The organism is Pseudomonas sp. O39, assembly GCF_045447295.1.
Taxonomy (GTDB): Bacteria; Pseudomonadota; Gammaproteobacteria; order Pseudomonadales; family Pseudomonadaceae; genus Aquipseudomonas; species Aquipseudomonas antarctica_A.
Window position 1 is genome coordinate 79,971 of record NZ_JBJGXV010000022.1, and the last position, 24,715, is coordinate 104,685.

General features: G+C 61.0%; 22 protein-coding genes, 4 tRNA genes and 1 pseudogene. 8 read left to right on the top strand and 19 right to left on the bottom strand.

Annotation, left to right across the window (positions count from 1 at the left end; all coding sequences use genetic code 11):
* Positions 1 to 17: 17 nt before the first annotated feature.
* The 3 genes from ACI77D_RS23325 (at position 18) to ACI77D_RS23335 (ending at position 3,951) form a co-directional block, all read left to right on the top strand.
* Entirely contained in the window at positions 18 to 665 is a 648-nt protein-coding gene (locus ACI77D_RS23325) for a MotA/TolQ/ExbB proton channel family protein (protein WP_407017582.1), read from the top strand.
* Between the two features lie 55 nt (positions 666 to 720).
* Positions 721 to 1,938, top strand: coding sequence for a phospholipase D-like domain-containing protein (locus ACI77D_RS23330; protein WP_407017583.1), 1,218 nt, complete (start codon positions 721 to 723; stop codon positions 1,936 to 1,938).
* 273 nt (positions 1,939 to 2,211) lie between these two features.
* Positions 2,212 to 3,951, top strand: a complete 1,740-nt coding sequence (locus ACI77D_RS23335; RefSeq protein ID WP_064451641.1) for a dipeptidase — start codon at positions 2,212 to 2,214, stop codon at positions 3,949 to 3,951.
* Positions 3,952 to 4,198: 247 nt separating this feature from the next.
* On the opposite strand, the gene gltS is transcribed toward ACI77D_RS23335, so the two are convergent.
* The 5 genes from gltS to ACI77D_RS23360 all read right to left on the bottom strand — a co-directional run bounded on the left by gltS (position 4,199) and on the right by ACI77D_RS23360 (position 6,024).
* The gene (gene gltS / locus ACI77D_RS23340) at positions 4,199 to 5,410 is read right to left on the bottom strand and encodes a sodium/glutamate symporter (RefSeq protein WP_407017584.1); all 1,212 of its coding nucleotides are present in this window, start codon (positions 5,408 to 5,410) and stop codon (positions 4,199 to 4,201) included.
* A 199-nt stretch (positions 5,411 to 5,609) separates the two neighbouring features.
* A tRNA-Gly gene (locus tag ACI77D_RS23345) sits at positions 5,610 to 5,685 on the bottom strand.
* A gap of 3 nt (positions 5,686 to 5,688) precedes the next feature.
* Positions 5,689 to 5,764: transfer RNA gene (locus ACI77D_RS23350), tRNA-Glu, on the bottom strand.
* Positions 5,765 to 5,869: 105 nt separating this feature from the next.
* A tRNA-Gly gene (locus tag ACI77D_RS23355) sits at positions 5,870 to 5,945 on the bottom strand.
* Positions 5,946 to 5,948: 3 nt separating this feature from the next.
* Positions 5,949 to 6,024 (bottom strand) — tRNA-Glu (locus tag ACI77D_RS23360).
* Between the two features lie 358 nt (positions 6,025 to 6,382).
* Between ACI77D_RS23360 and ACI77D_RS23365 the strand changes: the two genes are divergently transcribed.
* Both ACI77D_RS23365 and ACI77D_RS23370 read left to right on the top strand, forming a co-directional pair.
* A complete protein-coding gene (locus tag ACI77D_RS23365; RefSeq protein WP_064451639.1) occupies positions 6,383 to 7,153 on the top strand; it encodes a hypothetical protein in 771 nt (256 codons plus the stop codon).
* 116 nt (positions 7,154 to 7,269) lie between these two features.
* On the top strand, positions 7,270 to 8,082 hold the full coding sequence (locus tag ACI77D_RS23370) for an alpha/beta fold hydrolase (RefSeq protein WP_407017585.1): 813 nt from the start codon (positions 7,270 to 7,272) through the stop codon (positions 8,080 to 8,082).
* 39 nt (positions 8,083 to 8,121) lie between these two features.
* Here the strand turns inward: ACI77D_RS23370 and ACI77D_RS23375 are convergent, their stop codons facing one another.
* The 4 genes and pseudogenes from ACI77D_RS23375 to ACI77D_RS23390 form a co-directional block, all read right to left on the bottom strand.
* Positions 8,122 to 9,003: a methyl-accepting chemotaxis protein gene (locus ACI77D_RS23375; protein ID WP_407017591.1), complete on the bottom strand. Its 882-nt coding sequence runs from the start codon at positions 9,001 to 9,003 to the stop codon at positions 8,122 to 8,124.
* Positions 8,980 to 10,089: pseudogene (locus ACI77D_RS23380) on the bottom strand (HAMP domain-containing protein); the annotation flags it as partial. The pseudogene ACI77D_RS23380 and the gene ACI77D_RS23375, both read right to left, overlap by 24 nt.
* Before the next feature lie 114 nt (positions 10,090 to 10,203).
* Positions 10,204 to 11,616, bottom strand: a complete 1,413-nt coding sequence (locus ACI77D_RS23385; protein WP_064451636.1) for a PLP-dependent aminotransferase family protein — start codon at positions 11,614 to 11,616, stop codon at positions 10,204 to 10,206.
* A 203-nt stretch (positions 11,617 to 11,819) separates the two neighbouring features.
* Positions 11,820 to 12,581 (bottom strand): SDR family oxidoreductase, encoded by a 762-nt coding sequence (locus ACI77D_RS23390; RefSeq protein WP_064451635.1) that lies wholly within the window; start codon positions 12,579 to 12,581, stop codon positions 11,820 to 11,822.
* 229 nt (positions 12,582 to 12,810) lie between these two features.
* Here ACI77D_RS23390 and ACI77D_RS23395 point away from each other — a divergent pair, with 229 nt between their 5' ends.
* Positions 12,811 to 13,818 carry an NADP-dependent oxidoreductase gene (locus ACI77D_RS23395; protein WP_064451634.1) on the top strand — a complete coding sequence of 336 codons (1,008 nt, stop codon included), beginning with the start codon at positions 12,811 to 12,813 and terminating at the stop codon, positions 13,816 to 13,818.
* A gap of 135 nt (positions 13,819 to 13,953) precedes the next feature.
* On the opposite strand, the gene pyrF is transcribed toward ACI77D_RS23395, so the two are convergent.
* The gene (pyrF, locus tag ACI77D_RS23400; protein ID WP_064451633.1) at positions 13,954 to 14,652 is read right to left on the bottom strand and encodes an orotidine-5'-phosphate decarboxylase; all 699 of its coding nucleotides are present in this window, start codon (positions 14,650 to 14,652) and stop codon (positions 13,954 to 13,956) included.
* Positions 14,653 to 14,912: 260 nt separating this feature from the next.
* Here pyrF and ACI77D_RS23405 point away from each other — a divergent pair, with 260 nt between their 5' ends.
* Positions 14,913 to 15,677 (top strand): response regulator, encoded by a 765-nt coding sequence (locus tag ACI77D_RS23405; protein WP_064451632.1) that lies wholly within the window; start codon positions 14,913 to 14,915, stop codon positions 15,675 to 15,677.
* A complete protein-coding gene (locus tag ACI77D_RS23410) occupies positions 15,677 to 16,711 on the top strand; it encodes a HAMP domain-containing sensor histidine kinase (protein ID WP_064451631.1) in 1,035 nt (344 codons plus the stop codon). The genes ACI77D_RS23405 and ACI77D_RS23410 overlap by 1 nt, the downstream gene beginning before the upstream one ends.
* 28 nt (positions 16,712 to 16,739) lie before the next feature.
* On the opposite strand, the gene ACI77D_RS23415 is transcribed toward ACI77D_RS23410, so the two are convergent.
* The 9 genes from ACI77D_RS23415 to ACI77D_RS23455 all read right to left on the bottom strand — a co-directional run bounded on the left by ACI77D_RS23415 (position 16,740) and on the right by ACI77D_RS23455 (position 24,598).
* Positions 16,740 to 17,801 carry an AI-2E family transporter gene (locus ACI77D_RS23415; RefSeq protein WP_064451630.1) on the bottom strand — a complete coding sequence of 354 codons (1,062 nt, stop codon included), beginning with the start codon at positions 17,799 to 17,801 and terminating at the stop codon, positions 16,740 to 16,742.
* Between the two features lie 72 nt (positions 17,802 to 17,873).
* Complete coding sequence (locus tag ACI77D_RS23420; RefSeq protein ID WP_064451629.1) at positions 17,874 to 18,692, bottom strand: DUF4892 domain-containing protein; 819 nt, start codon at positions 18,690 to 18,692, stop codon at positions 17,874 to 17,876.
* 114 nt (positions 18,693 to 18,806) lie between these two features.
* Positions 18,807 to 19,661, bottom strand: a complete 855-nt coding sequence (locus tag ACI77D_RS23425; RefSeq protein WP_407017586.1) for an alpha/beta hydrolase — start codon at positions 19,659 to 19,661, stop codon at positions 18,807 to 18,809.
* The gene (locus ACI77D_RS23430) at positions 19,658 to 20,461 is read right to left on the bottom strand and encodes an alpha/beta fold hydrolase (RefSeq protein WP_064451627.1); all 804 of its coding nucleotides are present in this window, start codon (positions 20,459 to 20,461) and stop codon (positions 19,658 to 19,660) included. The genes ACI77D_RS23425 and ACI77D_RS23430 overlap by 4 nt, the downstream gene beginning before the upstream one ends.
* A gap of 97 nt (positions 20,462 to 20,558) precedes the next feature.
* A complete protein-coding gene (locus ACI77D_RS23435) occupies positions 20,559 to 21,002 on the bottom strand; it encodes a hotdog fold thioesterase (RefSeq protein WP_128590296.1) in 444 nt (147 codons plus the stop codon).
* Between the two features lie 30 nt (positions 21,003 to 21,032).
* Positions 21,033 to 22,682 carry an AMP-binding protein gene (locus ACI77D_RS23440; RefSeq protein ID WP_221294322.1) on the bottom strand — a complete coding sequence of 550 codons (1,650 nt, stop codon included), beginning with the start codon at positions 22,680 to 22,682 and terminating at the stop codon, positions 21,033 to 21,035.
* 86 nt (positions 22,683 to 22,768) lie between these two features.
* Positions 22,769 to 23,218 (bottom strand): phosphohistidine phosphatase SixA, encoded by a 450-nt coding sequence (sixA, locus tag ACI77D_RS23445; RefSeq protein ID WP_407017587.1) that lies wholly within the window; start codon positions 23,216 to 23,218, stop codon positions 22,769 to 22,771.
* Positions 23,215 to 23,562 (bottom strand): DUF4389 domain-containing protein, encoded by a 348-nt coding sequence (locus ACI77D_RS23450; protein ID WP_262667443.1) that lies wholly within the window; start codon positions 23,560 to 23,562, stop codon positions 23,215 to 23,217. Before ACI77D_RS23450 ends, sixA begins: the two co-directional genes overlap by 4 nt.
* Before the next feature lie 10 nt (positions 23,563 to 23,572).
* On the bottom strand, positions 23,573 to 24,598 hold the full coding sequence (locus tag ACI77D_RS23455; protein ID WP_064451622.1) for an NAD(P)H-dependent glycerol-3-phosphate dehydrogenase: 1,026 nt from the start codon (positions 24,596 to 24,598) through the stop codon (positions 23,573 to 23,575).
* Between the last annotated feature and the right edge of the window lie 117 nt (positions 24,599 to 24,715).

The following is a 24,715-nucleotide window of genomic DNA, read 5'->3' on the forward strand; positions in this document are numbered from 1 at the left end:
CTGAGAGGACAACACTCATGGACATGGACCTGCTTCACCAAATCACCTTTTATGTGATGTATGCCGCGATGGCGATTGCGATTTTCATCACCATCGAACGTGGCATCTACTTCGCCTACGTACGCCGCCAGGCGCGGGCCTTGACCGAAGCGCTGGGCGCCAGCGTGCACAGCGAACGCGACCTGCCACAAGCGCTGACCCGCCGTGACAGCCTGCCGCTGAACATGGTGCTGCCGATCCTGGCGCAGAAGGCGTCCCATGGTTCGCGCAAAGACCTGGACGACGAAATCGAAACCCAGTACCTGAAGACCCGCGCACCGCTGTCGCGCAGCCTGTGGATCATCGAAACCATCACCACCGCCGCGCCGTTGCTGGGCCTGTTGGGCACCATCCTTGGCATCATCGACACCTTCAAGGCACTGGCCAGTGCCGGCGTGTCCGACCCAGGCCAGATTTCCGGTGGTATCGGCACGGCCTTGTTCGCCACGGGCTTGGGTATCGCCATCGCACTGTTCTGCGTGGTGTTCCACAACTTCTTCCAGGACAGCCTGGAGCGCATCAACGACCAGCTGAAAATCCTGCTGATCCGCGCCGCCACCGGGGCCCGTGTACAGGGCGAAGTGCCGCACCTGGTGCCGAACCCGTTGCACACCCGCACCGCATGACCTGCAGGGCGGGCGCAGCAGGCGCCCGCCCTTCTTTTTGCCTGCCGAGACTCCTATGTCCCTATCGCTGAAGTTGCGTATCGCAGGCCTCACCGGCCTACTCCTCAGTCCGCTTGCCCAAGCGGACTTTTCGATTCCCGGGTTTGAACTGGTGCACACCGTGCCGGTGGACACCGCATTGGGCACCGCCGATTTGCGCCAGCCTGGCCCGGTGTGGATCGAGTTGTTTGACGGTGCGAAAAGCACCCTTGATATCGGCCAGTTCTACGCGGCCGACCATCCCGGCTCGGTGATGGACAAGGTCATCGAACACCTGGAAGCTGCCGGCAAACGCGGGGTGAAAATTCGCTTTTTGCTCGAAGAAAAAGGCATTCGGCTGTCGGAAGCGTCCACCCTGGAACGCTTGCGGGCGATCCCCAACCTGACCTTCCGCGTGCTGTCGTACGGGCAACTGAGCGATGGGATCATCCACGCCAAATACATGGTGGTGGACGGCAAGCAGGCGTTTGTCGGCAGCCAGAACTTCGATTGGCGCTCGCTGGAACATATCCACGAGACCGGGCTGCGCATCAGCGATGCCACCGTGGTCAGCCAGGTTCAGGCGATCTTCAATCAGGACTGGCAAGCCCAGGCCGCCCTGGCAGATAAACAACCGGTGCCACTGCCTGCCGCAAGCCAGGCACCTGCGCGCACCGGCAACTATCTGGTGGCCAGCCCGCAACGCTACAACCCGCCGGGCGTGGGCGATTCACAGCTGGAACTGCCGCGCCTGCTGAGCGAAGCCAAGAAAGAAGTGCGTGTGCAACTGCTCGACTACGCGCCGCTGTCCTACGGACCGGACAGGACCCGTCCGTACTACGCGGTGATCGACAACGCCGTACGTGCTGCGGCAGCGCGAGGGGTGGCGGTCAAGCTGATGGTGTCCAACTGGAACACCGACAAGCTGGAACTGCCCTACCTCAAAAGCCTGGCCGTGCTGCCCAATGTAGAGATCAAAATCGTCACCCTGCCCGAGGCCAAGCAAGGGTTTATCCCTTATGCGCGGGTGATCCACAGCAAGACGATGGAAATCGACGGGCAAGTTGCATGGGTCGGCACCAGCAACTGGCTGGGCGGGTACCTGGATAACTCGCGCAACCTGGAAGTGGTGATGCACGACACGGCGATGGCCAAGCGTATAGGAGAGCTGCATGAACAGTTGTGGGACGGGCCCTATGCCAAGCCATTGGATGTAGCGGCACAGTATCCGGACCCTCATCCTGGCAAGCCTTGATGTGAAACGTGCGTCAACACCCGCCACACCCCTGTGGGAGCGGGCTTGCCTGCGATAGCGATGCACCCGTCACCGCCGGCTTCGACTGACACACCGCCTTCGCGAGCACGCCCGCGCCCACATTTGGATCTCTACAGTCCCGGCATTTAAGTACGACATTTCCCACACCAAGGTCTCCCTCTCCCGACCTTGGTGATGGTAGTGTGTGGAAATGTTTCTGACTTATTGATCAGAAACTCCTTACTTACTACCTGCAAAGGAATGCCTCCAGCAATGCACTTTCCCCTTAAAAAACTGGTTGCCGCCACCCTGTTCGCCGCCAGCCTCTCGGCCGTCGCCACACCGGCATTTGCCAACATCACCGCCGAACAGAGCGCGACAATTCTGAAGAGTTTCAACGAAACATCGGTCACCGATTTTCGTGGTTTCCTCGGCACCCTGGCCAAGGGCGACTTGGCGAAAACCGATGACGTCGGGCCGGCCATCAATGCCTTCCTGGCCAATAAAACCCTGACCGCCGACCAGCAAAATGAAATCAATCGCCTGCTGGGTATTTACACGCGAGTGAAATACGGCAAAGCCGCCCTCGAAACCCTGCGCGAGCTGGTGGAAATCCCGACCTTCAACGTCGACGGCCTGCCGCAGTACAAGAACCCGGAATTCCTCAAGATCGCCGACAAGATTCAGAGCCTGGCCAAGGCCTTCAACCTGAACTTCCGGAACATCGACAACCGCGTGTACGAAATCTCCCTGGAAGGCAGCGGCGATGAAGTGGTCGGCATTCACGCCCACGCTGACGTGGTGCCGGTGACGCCGGAAAACTGGGTGCTCAAGGACGGCACCAAACTCGACCCGTTCAAGGTCACGCTGATCGGCGATCGCATGTATGGTCGCGGCACTGAGGATGACAAAAACGGCATCGTAGTGGCCATGTATGCAATGAAGGTCATCAAGGAAGAGAAGCTGCCGCTGGCGCGCAACTTCAAGCTGCTGGTGGACACCACCGAGGAAACGTCCGGCGACGCGATTCCTTACTACTTCGAACATAACCCAACGCCCAAATACAACCTGGCGCTGGACGGCGGCTACCCGGTGGTGATTGCCGAGAAAGGCTACGGCACCGTCATGGCGACGTTCCCGGTGCGCAAGGGTGAAGGCAAAGGCGCGGAAATCATCGCGATGACCGGCGGCATGGCCACCAATCAGATTCCGTCGGTGTCGGTGGCCACCCTGGTCAGCGACACGCCCGCAGAACTTGCCGCCAGCCTGCAAAAAGCCGGCGCGGAATACGCCAAGCGTAATGGCGGCGACTTTGAGGTCAACGCCAAGGTCGATGGCAAGCAGGTCAAACTGACGGTCACCGGCGTGTCCGCTCACTCGTCCGAACCGCAATCGGGCGTCAACCCGGTTGCACGCATGTTGGAGCTGATCCACAGCATCGACGGCAAAATCGCCCTCAAGCACAACCACATCACCGATGCCGCGCGTTATGCCGCCGACAACTGGGGCCTGGATTACCTGGGTGGCAAACTGGGCGTTGGCTTCTCCGATGCGTTCATGGGGCCGCTGACCACCTCGCTGACCTTTGTCGGTCTGGATGACAAAGCCTTCAAGCTGGCGGTGAACCTGCGCGTACCAAAGGGCAAATCCCCGGCCGTGCTCAAGGCCGAAATTGCCGACAAACTCAGCGCCTGGGACAAGCAAACCAACGTGGCCGTGAACTTCACCTACTCGGTCGCCGAGCCGATGTACCGCAACCCTGAAGGTGAATGGGTGAAGGCCTTGTTGGCCGTGGCCAGCGAAAACCTGGGCATGGAACACAAGTTCGGCACTTCGGCTGGCGCCACCTCCGTGCATGAACTGCCCAATGGCGTGCAATTCGGCCTGGCGCGGCCGGAGGTCAAATACACCGGGCATACGGACGGTGAATTCAAGACGGTCGACCAGTTCCTGCTGGACCTGCAGATTGTCACTGAAATGATGGGACGTGTCGGGCAATTGCCGAAGCTCTGATTGGCAAAGCACCGGCTGTCGCCGTCATCACAACAACGCCGATCATCACTGATCGGCGTTGTTGTTATTGCGGCCCTGTAAACGACCCGAAAGGCATTCAGTACAGTGCAGGGCCTACTGCATCGGCTCGTTCACGGGTTTTCCTGTGGGGTTCAAGCGCTGCAATGCCAGCGGGCGCGGGTCACCGTCGAGCAGGAGCGGTTCTTAATCCTCACCCAACTTCTGGGTGAAGCGAGAGGTCGCGGACTCATCCCACCACATCGAACAACGGCAGCGCCAGGTACAGCTTGATCACCACCGCATTGGTGATATCGATAAAGAACGCACCCACCATCGGCACGACCAGAAAGGCGATTGGCGACGGGCCGAAGCGTTGCGTCACCGCCTGCATATTGGCAATCGCAGTGGGCGTGGCGCCCAAACCGAAGCCGCAGTGCCCTGCCGCCAGCACCGCTGCGTCGTAGTGACTGCCCATGACCCGGAACGTCACAAAAATCGCAAACAGGGCCATCATCAACGCCTGTGCCGCCAACAGGATGAAAATCGGCAGCGCCAGCGCCGCCAGGTCCCAGAGTTTGAGCGACATCAAAGCCATCGCCAGGAACAACGACAAGCTGACATTACCCAGCACCGACACTTCACGCTCAAACACTTGGTGCCAGCCCAGCGCCGACAAGCCGTTGCGCACTACCACTGCAACGAACAGCACACACACAAAAGTCGGCAGCTCGAATGCCGTACCTTGAATCAAACCACTCAAAAACGTACCGACCTGCAGACTGATCGCCAGGAGCGCAAGCGTCTCAATAAAGGAGAACGGGGTAATCAAGCGCTCCTGATCGGGCTGCTCAAAGCCTTGCGGCAGGCGCGGTTGAGAATGCTCAACACCCGGCACGCGTACACGCTTGATCAGCAAACGCGCGACCGGGCCACCAATCAAGCCACCCAGTACCAAGCCAAACGTCGCCGACGCGATCGCCAACTCAGACGCGGACGCCACGCCATACTTCTCACTGAACACTCCCGCCCATGCGGCTCCGGTGCCGTGCCCACCCGACAACGTGACAGAGCCGGCAAGCAAGCACATGAGCGGGTCGAGCCCGAGCGCCGTGGCCAGGGCGATGCCCATGGCGTTCTGCACAACCAGCAGGGCAGTCACGACCAACAGGAAGAGACCCAACACCCGTCCGCCTTTTTTCAGGCTGGCAAAGTCCGCATTCAGGCCAATGGTGGCAAAAAACGCCAACATTAATGGCGCTTGCAATGACGCATCGAATCGAACCTCGACCCCCGTCAGTGCGCGCAACAACACAAGCAACGCGGCAATCAACAGGCCACCGGCGACCGGCTCCGGAATACTGTAGGCACGTAAAAAGCCGATTCGGGCCACCAGCCAGCGCCCCAGTAACAGCACCAGCGAGGCGGCGACCAAGGTTGAATAGAAATCGAGTTGGAACATCCGGGCAGCTCTCTGAAGTGAACACGCAGAACGGGCTGGCCAGAGTAGAGACAACGGAACAGGTACACACCCACCCGATATCAAATACAGATTATTCCTACGCGCTTCACTACACGCCCTACACACGGTGTGTTTCCGTGGATAAAAATCAACACACACAAAAACGCCGATCATCACTGATCGGCGTTTTCGTTAAATATGGAGCGGGAAACGAGACTCGAACTCGCGACCCCGACCTTGGCAAGGTCGTGCTCTACCAACTGAGCTATTCCCGCAAATGGCGTCCCCTAGGGGACTCGAACCCCTGTTACCGCCGTGAAAGGGCGGTGTCCTAGGCCACTAGACGAAGGGGACACGCTACTGAAACACATGGTGTGTATTTCAGTGCCCAGAGGCCGCATCCGAAGACTTGGTCCTGGTTTCACTCAGTGCCGCCCGAAAGCCACACTGCTTGTAAATTGGAGCGGGAAACGAGACTCGAACTCGCGACCCCGACCTTGGCAAGGTCGTGCTCTACCAACTGAGCTATTCCCGCATATGGCGTCCCCTAGGGGACTCGAACCCCTGTTACCGCCGTGAAAGGGCGGTGTCCTAGGCCACTAGACGAAGGGGACACACGTACAACATTCACTCCCTACCGCATTTCGCTGTGTGCTTTACGCTGTAAGTGGCGCGCATTCTATGGATGGATTGAAAGGTCGTCAACCCCCAAGGATAAATTTATTTAAATCAATGACTTCGCCCTGCTTTCCAGGCCTTTGCGGGCAATCTGCCCGTCCGGGCTTTGACGCCTATATTCTGGCGCCCGACAAGGCGCTATAGTTCGCCTCAGCAAATGATGGCAATGTGCATCTATCCAGCGCGCCTTTACCTATATAGAAGAAACTACCTGGGCAACTGGTCGAACAGTCCTATCCGCCGGATGGCCCAGTCACTACACTCCACAACAAACCCTATAAAGAGGTCACACCGGTGACACCACTCATGATCACCCTGCTGGTAGTAGCCGGGATCGTAATACTGATCGCCATTGGCTACATGAACCACATGGTGGAAAACAACAAACTGGAAAAGAAACGCACCGAAATCGAACTCAACGATCGGCTGCGTCGTTGCGGTGAAATTACCGAGACCTTCCCCGGCCAGTTGATGACTCCGAAGCTCAAGCTGTTGCTGACCCGCCTGGAGCTCAACGTCAACCAGCGTCTGTTGAACCTCAACAAGTCCAGCGCGCCGCTCAAGGCCCGTATCGCTGAATTGAATGCGCTGATCGGCCAGGGCGAATCGATTCCGGTGGCCAACCCGCCGGCGCCGATCCAGACCGAAGCCAAGGCCAAGGATGTGCGTTTCCTGTTGGAAGCCCTGCACGGCCAAGTCACCCGTGCCGCCCAGGACGGATTCCTGCCGACCAACGAGGCCAAGCACTGGATCAAGGAAATTCGCCATATTCTCGTGCTGCTGCACATCGAGTTCTTCAACAACCTCGGCCAGCACGCCCTGCAACAAGGCCAGCCTGGCCAGGCACGCCTGGCGTTCGAGCGTGGCGTACAGTACCTGCGCAAACAGCCGGAGCCGGTCCTCTACAGCGCGCAGTTGCAATTGCTGGAGAATCAACTGGCCCGCGCCAACTCTACGGTGCTGACCAACAGCGCGCCCGCCGAGGATGAAGTCAACGAGTTGACCGAAGGCCTGAAAGTAGTCGATGCCGACGCAGAGTGGAAAAAGAAAGCCATCTACGACTGATCGCCCTGCCTCGCATGTGGCGAGTTACTCGCCACATGCCATCACTTTGCATCTATCCGCACGGCCCCGACTAGCGTAAAAAAGTGCCCCTCACTCCGTGAAGTTAGAGGCCTGCTATGCCTGTTGCCGTGATTGATGGACAACCGCTGCACTATGTCGACCAGGGCACCGGCCCGGTCGTCCTCCTTGGCTCGAGCTACCTGTGGGACCGCGACATGTGGGCACCGCAGATTGAAGCCCTGTCGCAACAATACCGCGTCATCGTCCCCGAGCTGTGGGGCCACGGTGAGTCAGGCCCGCTACCGGCCCAGACCCACTCCCTGGATGACCTGGCGCGCCAGGCCCTGGCCCTGCTGGACCAACTGGACATTGCACAGGTCAACCTGGTGGGCCTGTCGGTCGGTGGCATGTGGGGCGCACGCCTGGCATTGCGGGCACCTGAGCGCATCAACAGCCTGATATTGATGGACACCTACCTGGGCGCCGAGCCCGAGACCACGCGTCAGTACTATTTCTCGCTGTTCAAGATGATCGAAGACGCTGGCGCCATCCCGGAGCCGTTGCTGGATGTGGTCGCACCGATCTTCTTCCGACCGGGGATCGATCGTGAGTCGGCGCTGTATCAGGATTTCCGCAAGGCCCTGAAGGCGTTTACCAAGGAGCGGCTGCTGCAGAGCATCGTGCCCCTGGGGCGCCTGATCTTCAGCCGCGCCGACGTATTGGATCAACTGCCACAGCTGGACGCAGAGACCACCCTGGTGATGTGCGGCGAACAGGACAAGCCTCGTCCACCCGCCGAATCCCAGGAAATGGCCGAGCTGATCGGCTGCAGCCTGATCCTGATTCCAGAGGCCGGGCATATCTCTGCCCGGGAAAATCCGGACTTCGTCAGCGAAGCGCTGCTGACCTTCCTCGCCAACAACGCCTGATCGCTCCTGCGCCCTTTGATCGCGGCCAACACGGCACGATCAAAGGCGGAAGTGCCCCACCATGCCCTTGAGCTCAGCCCCCAATTGCGCCAGTTGAATGCTCGACGCGGCGTTACCTTGCATGCTCAACGCCGATTGATCGGCGCTCGCGCGAATGCTGGTGACGCTGCGATTGATCTCCTCAGCCACCGAGCTTTGTTCTTCGGCCGCCGCCGCAATCTGCTGGTTCATCTGTTGGATCAATGACACTGCGGCGGCGATGCTGCCCAACGCACTCTCGGTCTCCAGGGCATCACTGACGGCCAGCTTCACCAATTCGCCACTCTGCTGAATCTGCTGTACCGATGACTGCGCCGCACTGCGCAAGGTGCTGACCAGCCGCTCGATCTCCTCGGTCGACTGCTGAGTGCGCTTGGCCAGCGCCCTCACCTCATCAGCCACCACCGCAAAGCCTCGGCCTTGCTCGCCTGCGCGGGCGGCTTCGATGGCGGCGTTGAGCGCAAGCAGATTGGTCTGCTCGGCCACGCTTTTGATCACGCTCAACACGGTGCCGATGTTCTGGATTTCCGCACTCAGGCTCTCGATACTGGCGCTGGCACTGGTGCTCGACGTTGCAAGCAATTCAATGCGCTGCAGGCTCTGGCGCACCACATGCTGACCGCTTTCGACCTTGTCATCGGCAGTCTGCGCGGCTTGCGCGGCCTCTTCGGCGTTGCGCGCCACGTCATGCACCGTGGCCGTCATCTGGTTCATCGCCGTGGCGACTTGCTCGGTCTCTTCCTTCTGGCTGCTGACTTCAACATTGGTTTGCTCGGTGACGCTGGACAGGGAATGCGCCGAGCTGGCCAATTGCTCAATCCCCGCCTGCAAGCCGCTGACCATCTGGCTCAGGCCATTGCCCATCTGCTGCATCGCCTGCATCAACTGGCCGATCTCATCACGACGGCTGACTTCCATCCGCCCACTCAGGTCCCCGGCGGCAATCTGCTGGGCCACGGTGATCACACTGCGCAGGGGCGCGACGATCAACCGGGTGATCACCCACGCCGCAATCAACCCCACCAACAGTGCCAGGGCTGAGGAACCGATGATCAGCAACGCGCTTTTTTTCAACTGCGCCTGCATCGACTGATCTTCGGCGGCGTACGCCTGGTTGACCCGGCTGACCACTTGATCGGCGCGGTCATGCAACTGCTTGTAGACGACTTTTTCCTGAGCCAGCAACCCGGTGTATTCGCCGAGTTTTTCGCTGAACGCGGCAATATGCCCGGACACTTCGTTGAGCACGGTCTGGTAACCCGCATCCTTGACCGACGTTTTCAACTGTTCGACCTGAGCCAGCGCCTGATCGGCCTGCTCGATCCTGCCTTGCTCGGCATTGTCGGCATCCGCCTTGCGGCTCTGATCCAGGCGCACCCGCGCTTCATTCATGGCTTGCAGCATCAACCGCGACACCTGGCTGACCTGCCCCGCCTGCGCGATAAACTCGGCGCCGTCCTTACCCTGGCTTTCCTTGAGGCCATAGGCCCCATCATCGGCCAAACCGGCCTGCAATACGTCGAGGTTATTGGCCACACTGGACACCGACCAACTGGCCATCTCCAGGGCCAGGTCCTTGGTCTGGGTCAACTCGACAAACTCATCGAACGCCTTGCGATAGGCGGCCAACGCCTGCTCAACATCGCTCATCACCGGTACATTGGCAGCGGACTGGGCTTTTAACGTGGCCGCCAGGGCCGCCAGCGCATCGACGCTTTCATGCAGGGCATCGACAGCTTTGGGGTCAACGTGCAACGCATAGTCCTGCTCGATCAAGCGCACCTTGAGCAAGCCACTGTTGAGCGAAGACATCGCCTTGAGGCCTTCAAACCGCTGCCCCACAGTTTGCAGGGACCACACGCCAATGGCCGCCACCAGCGCGGTCAGCAGCAGCACCAGGGTGAAGCCCAAGCCTAGTTTTTTCGCCATACCGAGGTTGGCAAAACGTCGTTGCACGGCCGAAATCATTGCACTTGAATCCTCTTGCAATGGCAGATGCCATCAAGCCTGGTTTCCATGCTGGGAGATTCGCAACGACGAGCTACCGGCACAAGACGTTGGCGCCACAATAATGGCAAAAAGCTACATGCTCGTCGTTTTCAGAATGGTCGAGGTCGATCTTGCAGGCCCCATGGCGCGGAACAACGCCAGCGCGCGCTGATCATCAGCATAGGCCACATTGATGCGCAGCCAGTCACTTGCTTCACCTTTTGGATTAAACAGCGCACCGGGCGACAACAAGACGCCGAGTCGCCGGGCACAGGCCTGCAACCGTGAAGGATCGCCCACGCCAGGCCGCGCCCACACAAACATACCGCCGGCAGGCACAACAAACACTTCCCACTCCTCATCCTCCAGCACCTGCAGGGTCGCGGCCATTTGCGTGTTCAAGCGCTTGCGCAGGCGCTGCACCCACTTGCGGTAAGTGCCATTGGCCAGCAACGTGGCGACGACCGCTTCGGCAAAACGCGAGGTGCCGATGCCGGTCAGCGTCTTGAGGCTGGCCATTTGCGCAATGATCGCCGCGCCGGCACTGACGTAACCCACGCGCAACGCACTGCTGAGGGTCTTGGAAAAGCTCGAGACATAGATCACCCGGTCATCGTGGGGCAACGCCGACAGCCGCGTGCAACTGGCGTGCTGCAAGTCGCCATAGACGTCCTCTTCAATGATCAGGAAGTCTTCGCTACGCGCCAGTTGCAGCAAACGCTCGGCTATCGCACGGCACAGGCTGGTACCGGTGGGGTTGTGGTACAGGCAATTGATGAACAGGCACCGGGGGCGATGGCTTTGCAGCAGCGTCTCGAGCACCGGGATATCCGGGCCGCCCACGGTGCGCGGGACTTCCAGCAACGTGACGCCGTGGCGCTCCAACTGCCGATAGAGGTTGGCATAGCCCGGCGTCTCGACCACCACCGTGTCGCCGGCCTTGAGCAGTGTGCGTATCAACAGGTCCTGGGCGTGGCCGGCGCCGTGGGTCGTAAGGATGCAATCGAGGCGAGTGGCGACTTTTATCTGGGTCAGCCGCTTGAGCAGTTGCTCACGCAACGCCGGCAGTCCCAGTGGCGTGCTGTAGTTGAAGAGGCCGGCGGTGTCGGTACGGCTGATTTCGCGTACCGCGTAGCAGAGGTCGTCGCTTTCACGCCACGCGTCCGGCAACCAGCCGCATCCCAGTTTCAATTCGCCCAACGGGCCTTCGACGAAGGCGCCCCACGCCAGTTCCGCCCCCTCGTACCAGTGGCTTTCAAGGGAAACAGGCGGCTGGGCCACCACAAATCCCGAGCCCTGCCTTGAGGCCAATAACCCCTGGGCCACCATTCGCTCGAATGCCTCGATCACGCTGGACTGGCTAAGCAGGTTATCGAGGGCCACTTGCCGGATGGACGGCAAGCGCGTGCCGGGGCTCGCGCCGCTTTTGCGTATCCATTGCGCCACCGCGCTGACGATTTGCTGCACCACCGGTACAAGGGCTTGTCGATCGATCCCTAAATCCATGAGCCACTCACTTCAACTGTCTGTTATTCAACCCCAAACAGTTAAGCACAGAAGCCCGCTCATGCCGGCCGCCAACCTTTATTAAAGTATTGATTTTATTGACTTATTTACCTACTGATACACATTCTGACGAGGCCTTGTGCCAGCCATGGAAACGCCCCACAGCGTCCCTGGCCTTTTCGAAGAGTGCGCGACCTTGAGTCCTAGATAGCCGTCGCGCCGCCATCCACTGCCAACGCTTGGCCAGTGGTAAATGCGGCCCCATCACTGCACAGGTACAGCACAGCGCTGGCGATTTCCTCAACTTTGCCAATACGCCCGACCGGGTGCATGGCGGCGGCAAATTCCGCCTTGCGCGGGTCAGCTTCATAGGCACGACGGAACATGTCAGTGTCGATCACCGCAGGGCAGACTGCGTTCACACGAATTTTTTTCTTCGCGTACTCAATGGCTGCCGACTTGGTCAGACCGATCACGGCATGCTTGGACGCGGCATAGATGCTCATCTTCGGTGCAGCACCCAACCCCGCCACCGACGCAGTGTTGACGATCGCCCCGCCGCCCTGGGCCAGCAACAGCGGTAACTGATACTTCATGCACAACCACACGCCCTTGACGTTGACGCCCATGATTGCATCGAACTCGTCCAGTGTGCCGTCGGCCAACTTGCCCTTCTCGATCTCGATCCCGGCGTTGTTGAAGGCATAGTCAAGGCGCCCATAAGCGGCGACGGTCTGCGCCATCAATTGCTGCACATCCGCGTCCAGGGTGACGTTGCAGCGCACGAACAGCGCCTCGCCACCCGACTGTTGGATCAACGCAACCGTGCCCTCGCCGCCCGCCACGTCCAGGTCGGCGACCACAACCTTCAAGCCTTCTGCGGCGAACGCCAGCGCGGTAGCGCGGCCAATACCGGCGGCGGCGCCGGTCACCAGGGCGACCTGGCCGGAAAACGTCATGCTCATGGGGGATGTCCTATGGAAGAAATAGCCGTGAGACGAGTCTAGCCAACGGCGCGGCGGGCGCGTCAGCACTATCAGAAGGCCGGTGGGTGCTGCATGAATCGCAGTGATAAGACCGCACGACTCACTATCATCCAAGTCTATCGGCAGGCATTCGCCCCCCTCTAATAACCTTGCCCCCAGACCGTTCAGGGTCTATCACTCAAGGTCCACTTCTTGAAGAGCTCTTGCCATGACTGCCCAGACCAACCGCCAGTTCCTGCTCGCCAAACGCCCGGTCGGGGCGGCCACGCGGGAAACCTTCACCTACCAGGAAGTGCCAGTCGGCACGCCTGGAGACGGGCAAGTGCTGGTGCACAACGAATACCTGTCGCTGGACCCGGCCATGCGTGGCTGGATGAATGAGGGCAAGTCGTACATTCCGCCGGTAGGCATTGGTGAAGTAATGCGGGCGTTGGGCGTAGGCAAGGTGATTGCTTCGAACAATCCGAAATTTTCGGTCGGCGATTATGTAAATGGCGCGCTGGGCGTACAGGATTATTTCCTTGGCGAGCCACGGGGTTTCTACAAGGTCGACCCTAAACTCGCCCCCCTGCCCCGTTACCTGTCAGCCCTCGGCATGACGGGCATGACCGCCTACTTCGCCCTGCTCGATACCGGCGCCCCAAAGGCCGGCGAGACCGTGGTGATTTCCGGCGCCGCCGGTGCGGTCGGCAGCATTGCCGGGCAGATTGCCAAGATCAAAGGCTGCCGCGTGGTGGGCATCGCCGGGGGTGCCGACAAGTGCAAGTTCCTGGTGGATGAACTGGGCTTCGACGCAGCGATCGACTACAAAAACGAAGACGTACCCGCCGCCCTCAAGCGCGAATGCCCCAAAGGCGTGGACGTGTATTTCGATAACGTCGGCGGTGACATTCTCGACGCTGTGCTCAGCCGCCTGGCATTGAAGGCGCGCGTGGTGATCTGCGGTGCGATCAGCCAGTACAACAATAAAGAAGCTGTGAAAGGCCCGGCCAACTATTTGTCGTTGCTGGTCAATCGCGCGCGCATGGAAGGCTTTGTGGTCATGGACCATGCCGCGAACTTTGCTGCGGCCGGGCAGGAAATGGCCGGCTGGATGGCGCAGGGCAAGCTCAAGAGCAAGGAAGACATTGTCGAGGGGCTGGAGACGTTCCCGGAGACGTTGATGAAGCTGTTCAACGGCGAGAACTTTGGGAAGTTGGTGTTGAAGGTCAGCTGACAGACCACGAAACCGGGTGTGGGCAGGTCAATGTGGGAGCTGGCTTGCCTGCGATAGCCTCAACTCAATATCACTGTAGGACCGAGTTGCCTGCATCGCGGGCAAGCCCGGCTCCCACAGTTGACCGCAAACCGGTCAGGCGATTTCGGCAACCACTGCCGCCAGCGCCTTCGCCGGGTCCGCCGCCTGGCTGATCGGGCGACCGATCACCAGGTAGTCAGAACCTGCATCCAGTGCCTGGCGCGGCGTCAGAATACGACGCTGGTCGTCCTGCGCACTGCCCGCCGGACGAATCCCCGGGGTCACCAGTTGCAGCGACGGGTGAGCCGTCTTCAAAGCCTTGGCTTCCAGTGCCGAGCACACCAGACCATCAAGGCCGGCCTTCTGCGCCAGGGCCGCCAGGCGCAATACTTGCTCCTGAGGCTCGATATCCAGGCCGATACCGGCCAGGTCTTCGCGCTCCATGCTGGTCAGCACGGTGACACCAATCAACAGCGGTTTGGGGCCGCTGCGCTGCTCCAGCACTTCGCGGCAGGCGGTCATCATGCGCAGGCCGCCGGAGCAGTGCACATTGACCATCCATACGCCCATTTCGGCAGCGGCCTTGACCGCCATGGCCGTGGTGTTGGGGATGTCATGGAATTTCAGGTCGAGGAATACTTCGAAGCCTTTGTCACGCAACGTGCCGACGATTTCCGCGGCGCAACTGGTGAACAGTTCCTTGCCGACTTTGACCCGGCAAAGCTTCGGGTCCAACTGGTCAGCCAGCTTCAGTGCGGCGTCACGAGTGGGGTAATCCAGGGCGACGATGATAGGAGTCTGGCAGACGGACATTGGAATGGGCTCTCAGGCAAGTCGAAATCGGCGCGGATTGTAGCGCAAGCAGCGCCGTTGCGGGATCCGATGATCGGTAAATACTGTTCAACCACGCTACAGCCGCCATTCAGGTCAATTGTGTCAGAACTGATACATTCACGACATGCCCCCAACACGCGCCGCCTCTAGCCTCGCGCACATGACCGCCCGTCCAGCACTTACAGCCGTGGAGCTGGGCGCCTATGCTGACAGCAACAACCCAGGCAGATGATCGCACTATGCATACCCCTACCGTCTCTGTAAATGAAGAGCAAAAAGGCGCGGTGCTCGCCGAAGACAAGCGCTGGAATACCCGTGCGCTGATCGTCGACGACGATGTACCGATTCGTGAGCTGCTGATCGATTACCTGGCGCGCTTCAATATTTTCGCCGTCGGCGTGACCGACGGCGCCGCCATGCGCCTGGCCATGCAAGCCGAAACCTTTGATGTGGTGGTGCTCGACCTGATGCTGCCAGGCGAAGACGGCCTGTCGCTGTGCCGCTGGCTGCGCACTGAGTCAGACATCCCGATCCTGATGCTCACCGCCCGTTGCGAGCCCACCGATCGCATTATCGGCCTGGAACTGGGCGCCGATGATTACATGTCCAAACCGTTCGAACCCCGTGAACTGGTAGCACGCATCCAGACCATCCTGCGCCGAGTGCGCGATGACCGCACCGAACAGCGGGCCAACATCCGGTTCGACAACTGGCGCCTCAACAGCGTATTGCGCCAACTGGTGGCCGACGACGGGCTGGTCGTGCCGCTGTCCAACGCCGAGTTTCGGCTGTTGTGGGTGTTTATCGAACGTCCACGTCGCGTGCTGAGCCGCGAACAGTTGCTGGATGCCGCCCGTGGTCGCTCCATCGAAGCGTTTGACCGAAGCATCGACTTGCTGGTCTCGCGCCTGCGCCAAAAGCTGGGGGATGACCCCAAAGCACCGCAATTGATCAAGACCGTACGTGGCGAAGGCTACCTGTTCGACGCTCGAGACATCGGCTGATGCGCGCCACCTTCAATACGCTGTTCGGAAGGCTGTTCGGCGTACTGCTGGTGGCCATTGTGCTGGCCCATGTGCTGGCGTTCTTTTGGTTTCACCACTATGGCCCGCCGCCGCCACCGCCTCAGGAAACCTTTGTCGAGCAGCCGGACGGCACCATGACGCCGCTGCCCCGGCATCATCGCCCGTGGTTTGGTGGCCCCGTGGTGCCGCTGACGTTTCAGTTTATCTCGCTGATCATCGCCGCCTGGTACGGCGCCAAACTGTTGAGCCGGCCGATCCAGCGCCTGAGCGCCGCCGCCGAGCGCTTAAGCCTCGACCTCGACAGCCCGCCGCTCAACGAGTCCGGGCCGCGTGAGGCACGCCAAGCGGCGTCGACGTTCAACCTGATGCAAAAGCGCATCCGCGAACAGGTCAGCCAGCGCGCGCGCATGCTCGGCGCCGTCTCCCATGACCTGCGCACCCCGCTGTCACGCCTAAAGCTGCGCCTGGAACAGATCGAAGACACCAAGCTGCAAGGCCAGATGCGCCAGGACCTGGACGACATGATCGGCATGCTCGATTCCACCCTGAGCTACCTGCACGAACAACGCACCAGCGAAACCCGGCATTGGCTCGACGTACAGGCGTTGGTGGAGTCTCTGAGTGAAAACGCCCAGGACCAAGGCGCCGACGTGCAATTTTCCGGCACCTGCGTGCCTTTGCAGGTGCAGCCGATGGCCCTGCGTTCATGCCTCAATAACCTCATCGATAACGCCCTGCGCTATGCCGGTACGGCGCGCATAGAACTGACCGACAGCCGCGAAGCCCTGGTCATCCGTGTCATCGACCACGGGCCCGGGATTGCAGCGGATAAACGTGAGGCGGTGTTCGAGCCGTTCTTTCGTCTGGAAGGCTCACGCAACCGCAACTCCGGTGGCGTCGGCCTCGGCATGACGATTTCCAAGGAAGCGGTGGAACGCCTCGGCGGCCGCCTGAGCCTGGAGGAAACCCCAGGCGGCGGCTTGACGGCGGTGATGTGGCTGCCCCGCGCTTAAGAGCGGCACATCAGCCCTCACCCAGTCTTTACAGTGGCTTGTCTTCGCGGCGAACTTGGGCCTGGGTCGCACTCCAATCGGTCAACAGGCTGTAGGCCACCGCCAGCAACGTCGGGCCGATAAACAAGCCAATAAAGCCAAAGGCGATCAACCCGCCGAACACTCCCAACAGCACGATCACCAGCGGCAAGTTGCCGCCTCGGCTGATCAGGTACGGCTTGAGTACGTTGTCCACGCCGCTGATGATGAACGTGCCCCATACACCGAGGAAAACTGCGTAAGTGTAATCGCCCTTCCAGGCCAGCCAGGCCGTGGCCGGTATCCACACCAGCGGTGGCCCCATGGGGATCAGGCTGAGCAGGAAGGTGACGATGCCCAGCACCAGCGCGCCCGGCACGCCGGCGATCAGGAAACCGATCAGCGCCAGCAGGGCCTGGGCGGCCGCCGTACCGATCACACCGTTGACCACGCGCTGCACGGTACCGGCCACCAGTTCGATGTAGTAACCGGCGCGCTCGCCGATCAAACGCTCCAGCAAGCGATGCACGAACAGCGCCAGGCGTGGCCCGTCGCGATAGAAAAAGAACACGAACACCAGGCTCAGGGTCAGTTCGAGGATGCCGCCACCAATCTGCGCACTGCGCGCCAGCAGCCAGTTGCCGACCTGCCCCAGGTACGGCTTGATGCTGACCATCAGCGCCGCGCCCTGCTGGTCGATGCTGTCCCACGTCGCCACCAAACGCTCGCCGACAAAGGGGATCGAGCCCAGCCAGGTGGGCGCGGCAGGCAAGCCATCGACCTGGATATCCTTGATCAGGCCCACGGCGTCACGCACATGGTCTGCCAGGTTGAACCCCAGCCACACCAGCGGCACCGCCACCAGCAACATCCAGCATAAGGTCAGGATGCCTGCCGCCAGAGATTCCCGGCCGCCCAGCCAGCGAGTCAGCAAACGCATCAGCGGCCAGCTGGCGAACGCCAGCACCGCGCCCCAGAACAGCGCCGACCAGAATGGCGCCATCACCCAGAAGCTGGCACCAAACAACACCAGCAGCAGGATTTGCACCAGTAGGCGATCGTTATTGAGCATCGGGTATCTCGAGAAAAAGGCTGTAGGAAGAGAGCTTAGGCGAGCGGCGCGGGTCCGCTCGCCTGATAACGGTCAGCGTATCAGATGCAGGTGCAAACCCTTAGCGTCACCGGTGCCGGTTTCCATGCGGGCGGCGCGTACGCCGCTGTCGATCAAGCCTTGGCGCCAGGCTTCGGCCGTCGGCCCGGTCAAACTGACGCGCAAGGTGGCGTCAAGGTTCAAGCCGCGCGAAATCAGGGTCAACCAGGTGGCATCAGGCTCGGCGCCCAGCGCCGGAAAATCCAGCTCGCCCGTACTTTTCAACTCACGCAGCAAGGTCGCGGAGGTGGGCAGCAAGTCCCCCAGCGGCGCGCTGGCATCGAGTTGCTCCACATGCAGATAAGCGCGACGGTTGCCGCGGGTGATGCCGTACAACGCCACCAGGGAGTTGTCCTGCGGTGCGGCCAGGCGCAACAGCAGGTATTCCTGCTGGCCATCGGCGCCGACCAGCTTGGCGTTGCCGAATACTTCATTGGCCCACAGGCTGCTTTCGCCGCAATCGCGGGCCTGGCACCAGAACAACAGCTGCGCGCCCTTGGCCTGCAACGCTTCGCGCGTCTCGGTAAACGCGGCGCTGGACGTGTGCTCGGCGGGCAGTTCATAGGTGATGGCAGTGGCTTGACCGCGCGCCGTGGCCTGGCCTTCATAGCGCAGCTGGCCGCTGATCTTGCGGATCGCACCCATGGGGTAGATGCGTTCCTTTTCTTCTGCGGGGCGGTAATCGACGATTTGCGCATCGACCTGGCGGGACACGGCCGGTAAATCCTGGCTACCCGGCACGTCGGCGGCGAACACCAAGGGGCTGAAACAGCACAGCCCGAAGGCACGGATACATCCTTTACGCAGGCTCATCGGATCAATAAGCCCTGGCCATCGGAGGTTGCTGCTGTTTTAAGAGCGGTGTTCACATCGTTCATGGTTGACTCCCTTTCAATCCGCCCAGCCTCGGCAGTTGACCCCGCCAAGTCAAGGCGTGGAGAAGAACCGATTGAAACAGTCTGCAACAAGGATCGCGCCAGGCTCATCATTAAGGTGTAAATGATGGCCTCCCGGCAGCGTGTTCACCGTAAAGGGTAGCTGAGAAAGCAATTCGGGATGTTTCGCCAGCATGCCATCAGCGGCGACCACCAACTGCGTAGGACACGCCACACGCCGCACGAAAGCCATCGCCTGTTCATCGGTCAGGCGCATCGGCGAGGCCAGGGTCAGACGGCTGTCAGTACGCCAGGTATAACCGCCCGGCACCGGCATCAAACCGCGCTGGGCCAGCAGTTCGGCGGCTTCACGGCTGACTGCCACAACGCCTTTCATCCGTGCTTCAACCGCCCGATCAAGGGTGCTGTAAACCGGCTTGCGCTTGTTCTGCAGGCTCAATTGCGCCTGCAGCGCCATGCCCAGCCGCTCCGCCGCGTTCTCGCCAGCGGCGGTCGGCGGGATTACACCGTCGATCAAACCCAGGTGCGTCACACGCTCCGGCAAAGCGCCCGCCAACACCAACGACACGATAGCGCCGAGGGAGTGGCCAAGTAATGCAAAACGTTTCCAGCCCAGTTGTTCGGCGACTTGCAGCACGTCAAAGACATAATCCCACAAGGCATAACCCGCCCCGACAGGACGATGCGCCGAGTGCCCATGGCCGGCCATGTCCAACGCGACGATGCGCAAGCCCTGCAGCTTCGGCGCCAGCCGCGCAAAGCTGTTGGCGTTGTCCAGCCAGCCATGCAGGGCGATCACCGGCAAGCCGTCTTCGGGACCAAACAGGTGCGCTGCCAACTCGATGTGCGGCAGGCTCAGGCGCACTTCCTCGACCGGCGCACTCATGCGCAACTGCGCTCGCGGGCTTGCCAACGGGAGAACAGGTTCTTGATCAAGGTCGCAGTGTCCTGAGGGCGTTCAAGGGGGAACATATGGCCACCGGGCATGGTGAGCATTTCGCCCATGGGCAGGCGGTCGACGCCGCTGGCATGGTGCCGCATCACCACCCGGCTCTGGCGCCCGCGCACCACCGCCAGCGGCACCTTCAATTGGCGAACCTGGCCGGGACTGGTGTGGGGCACGCCGCGGTAGATGCTGATTTCGGTGGCGGGGTCAAAGCGCAGGCGCAGGCGATCGCCCACTTGTTGCAGGCCATGTTGCAGGTAGGCGTCAAAGCATTCCGGGTCGAAGCCGCGAAACAGGGTCTTGCCGGCGAAGTAACTGCGCGCGGCGTCGAGATCGGTGAACTCTTCACGCCGGCCCAAGGTGCGCCCGGCAGGGGTCAGGCGGTCGATAAAACCAAAGCGCTTGGCGGCGCGGATTACCCAGCGGTCGGCGCGGGTCAGCACCGGCGAATCCAGCATCACCACACCGCGATACAGCTGTGGGCAGCGCATGGCCGCGTGCAAATGCAACACGCCGCCCAGGGAGTGGCCCACGCCCCACACCGGCTCCGGCTGCAGCTCCAGGTGGTGGATCAACTCATCCACCAGGTTCTGCCAGTTGTCGTCCACCGGAAACCTGGGGTCGTGGCCGTGCTGCGGCAGGTGAGCCACTGCATATTCCGGGGCCAGGGCGGCAAACAACTTGCCGTAAGTGGCCGAAGGGAAGCCATTGGCGTGGGCAAAAAACACGTGCTGCGACATACAAAATCCATCAACAAAAACAAGAGTTGATTGTCACCATGCCTGGCCTTTACAGCAATGACTGTAACCGCCAGGAATGATGACACTCACGCCACGCCTATCGTGCTGGCGGGTTCTCGCCCAAAGGCACCACGGCCATGGTCAGGCGCGATACACAGCTGGCCTTGCCATCGTCGCTGCTCAGGCGAATATCCCAGACTTGGGTGGTACGACCGATATGAATCGCCCGCGCCACTGCCGTCACCCGACCGCTGCGCACACCCCGCAGGTGGTTGGCATTGACCTCAAGGCCCACGCAATAGAACTTGCTGGCATCAATACACAGATAAGCCGCCATGGAGCCGACGCTTTCCGCCAACACCACCGAAGCACCGCCGTGCAACAGGCCGTAAGGCTGATGAGTGCGATGGTCGACCACCATGCTGGCGGTCAGTGACTCGTCGTCGAAACGTTCGAAACGAATATCCAGCAATTCACCGATGGTGTTTTTCTGGATGGCGTTGAGTTGCTCGATATCGGGTTGGGTGCGCCACAGGCTCATGCAATTGTCCTTATTGGTTTTATTACGTGCCTAATCCTGCCACAGAATAGATTCGGTGCGCTCGCTCCAGGCCTGGAACTGTGCGCCGTAGGTCGATTCGATCACCGTGCGTTTGATCTTCAGGGTCGGCGTCAGAAAGCCGTTTTCCACCGCCCAACTGTCTTTCACCACCACCAGTTGGCGCAGACGTTCGTGTTTGTCCAGGCTCAGGTTGACGTGTTCCAGCCAGCGCTCGAGGCTACTGTGCAGTGCTTGTCGGTCCTGGCCCGCAGCCGACAGCACGCACAAGCCCATCGGCGCGGTCAGGCCATCTCCGACCACGCACACCTGTTCGATCCGCGCGTGTTCGGCCAGGCGGTTTTCGATCGGCGCAGGGGCGACGTATTTGCCCTTGCTGGTCTTGAAGATTTCCTTGAGTCGCCCGGTCAGGCGCAAGCGGCCATCGGTGTCCTGCTCGCCCTTGTCGCCGGTGCGCAGGAAGCCGTCATCGGTCAGGGTCTCAGCGGTTTTCTGCGGGTCCTTGAAGTAGCCGAGCATGGTCGCGCCGCTGCGCACTTGCACTTCTCCTGACGCGTCGATGCGCACTTCAACGCCGGGGCACGGCCGGCCGATCCAGCCGAGTGTCTGCTGGCCGGGGCGACACACGTGCGAATAGCCGCAACTTTCGGTCATGCCATACACCTCCAACACGTCTAGCCCCAGGCGCTGATACCAACGCAGCAAGCCCTCGGGAACAGGCGCCGCACCGGACAACGCAATGCGCAGCGCATCCAGGCCCAAACCCGCCAGGACTTTATGGCCGACGCGTTTGCCGATAAACGGCAGGCGCAACAGGGTGTCGAGGCGCTGTTGCGGGATCTTGCTGTAGACGCCCATCTGAAATTTGGTCCAGATGCGCGGCACACCAAACAGCGCCGTCGGCCGTGCCCGGCGCAAGTCTGTAAGAAAAGTATCCAGGCTCTCCGCGAAAAACACCGTTTGCCCGGTGTAGATCGAGGCCAGTTCGACAAACATCCGCTCCGCCACATGGCACAACGGCAGGTAGGACAGCAGCCGATCGCCCTCCCCCAACCCAAATAATTGAGTGCCTTGCGTGGCGGCAAAACCCAGGGCGCCGAAGGTCTGCATCACGCCTTTGGGCAAGCCGGTGGTGCCGGAGGTGTAGACGATGGTGGCCAGGCTTGAGGCAGCGGGCGTGGGGTTGTCCTGGATCGGTGAACAGGCTTGCAGGTCTGACCAGCTGAAATCAAAGTCACCGGCCGGGCACAGTGGCAGGCTGATCGTCGGCAGACCGGCCGGGATACCGGCGACCATCGCCGGCCAGTCGTCCAACTTGCCGATCAACGCCAGTGCCGCCTCGGAATGCGTCAACACATGGGCGACCGAGTCGGCAGTGAGGTTGGGGTACAACGGCACGGAGACATGCCCGGCCATCCAGATTGCCAGGTCGGCGATGATCCAGTGCGCGCAGTTTTTCGAGATCAGGGCAATGTGCGAGCCCTGGGGCAACTCCCGGGCACGCAGCCACTGCGCAGCGCAACGGGCCTGGTGACCGACCTCGCCCCAGGTGAGGGTCTGCACCGCCCCGCCGCCGATGGGCTGTACGAGAAAGGGCTTGCGCGGGTGCCGCGCTTCACGTTCGTAGAAGACCTGCAACGGCAAACGAAAAGCGACAGGCATGGGACGCGCTCCTTTGTGATCCGATGATAGCCAACCAAGCACTTGCTTGGTTGACTATATAGCACACAAAACAGCGATGACTTTTCCTACGGGTTCTTCACACCCACCAGGCTCATCAGCCCTGCCAGCGGAAAATCCCCCTCCAACTCCGCCAGGCTGGCGGTGTGCATCGGTTGTGGCTGACGCAGATGGCCATGCTGCAAAAAGCTGATCAGGCTGCCTACCAATGGCTGGTGACTGACCAGCAGCACGTTGTCATCAGTGTCGAGCTTGTCCAGCACCTGCAGCGGGTTGCTCTCCGGCGTCAGCCACAGCACCGTGCGGATTTGCGGCTCGAAGCCCAACGCGTCACGCACCAGATGGGCAGTCTGCTGGGCGCGTACATACGGGCTGGCGATGATGGCACTGATCGGCTGGCCGATCAGGTGCGCAGCACTGCGCAACACTTCGCCACGGCCATGCTCGGTGAGGTTGCGCTCGGCGTCGGTGCGCGCGTGCCCTTCGGCTTCACCGTGACGCAAAATCCACAGCTTCACAGCTTTGGCTCTTCATCACGCACCGGGTGCGGCGCCGGCGGTACGCTGTGGGCGGCTTCGCCCTCCGGTGCGCGCGGGGTCGGCCAGTCGGCGAACGGCCAGGGTTTTTGCTCAGTATGGAAGCTGCCAAAACGGCCAATCTGCGCCAGGAACTGGCTGAGACTGTCGCCAAAGTTCATCAGGCCCAGGTTCGGCGCGCCGTAGATCAGGCGATAGACCAACTGCACCACCACCAGCGCACCGAGCAGGAACTGCGCCACTTGCCACACCAGCGCAAAGACCAGCATCCACAGGATACGCAGGAGGATGGACTCGTATTGGGGGGCTGCTTTCGGATCGTTCATGGCGCGTTCCTCAGTTGAAACCACTGGTGGAAATGAAGTCGACATCGGTTTTCGGTTCAGCGCGCATCAGCAACTCGATGACCTGATTCAAGGTGCGCCCTTCAAACAGGATCGCGTGCAGCCCGGCGACCAGCGGCATGTACACGCCGACTTCCTGAGCCTTGGCCTTCAACACTTTAAGCGTGTTGACGCCCTCGGCGACCTCACCCAGGCGAGTGACCGCGTCTTCCAGGCTAAGGCCCTGGCCCAGCGCGAAACCGACCTGGTAGTTGCGGCTTTTCGGCGACGAGCAGGTCACGATCAAGTCGCCCACGCCCGCCAGCCCCAGGAACGTCATCGGGTTGGCGCCCTGATTGACTGCAAAGCGGGTCATTTCGGCCAAGGCGCGGGTGATCAGCATGCTCTTGGTGTTTTCACCCATGCCCAAGGCCACCGCCATGCCGGCAATGATCGCGTAGACGTTTTTCAGTGCTCCGCCCAACTCCACGCCAAAACGATCGCTGCTGGCATACACGCGGAACGTGCGGCCATGCAGCACGGCCTGGACGCGCTCGCACAGCGCTTCGTCTTCACTGGCGACCACGGTGGCCGTCAGTGCGTGCTCGGCGACTTCCCGTGCCAGGTTCGGCCCGGACAGCACGCCAATGCGCGCCTGGGGAGCGATCTCGGCAAGGATTTCGCTCATCAGCTTGAACGTGTGCGCCTCGATGCCCTTGGTCAGGCTGACCAGCAGCTTGCCCGCCAGGCGCTCGGCGTGGGGCGCCAGCACCGAGCGCAAAGCGCTGGACGGCAGCGCGACGAAGCACAGGTCGCAGTCAGTGAGCGTTGCCAACAGGTCCGTGACCGGCTCGACCGCCGGATGAATCTTGATGCCTTTAAGGTAACGGGGGTTTTCCCGATGGACGCGGATGGCCTCGGCCTGCTCGGGATCGCGCATCCACTGGCGCACCGCATGGCCGTTTTCAGCCAGCAGATTAGCCACGGCGGTACCAAAACTTCCGCCTCCCAGGACCGCAATTGGGCGCTGTTCAGTCATATGCAATCCGTTAATCCATACCAGTGGCGATGGCCGCATTATACGGGGCGACTTGCTGGCGGCCAGCCCCCGCGTCAATTCAAGCGCATGTCGGAAAATGCCACACTTGTGTGAAGT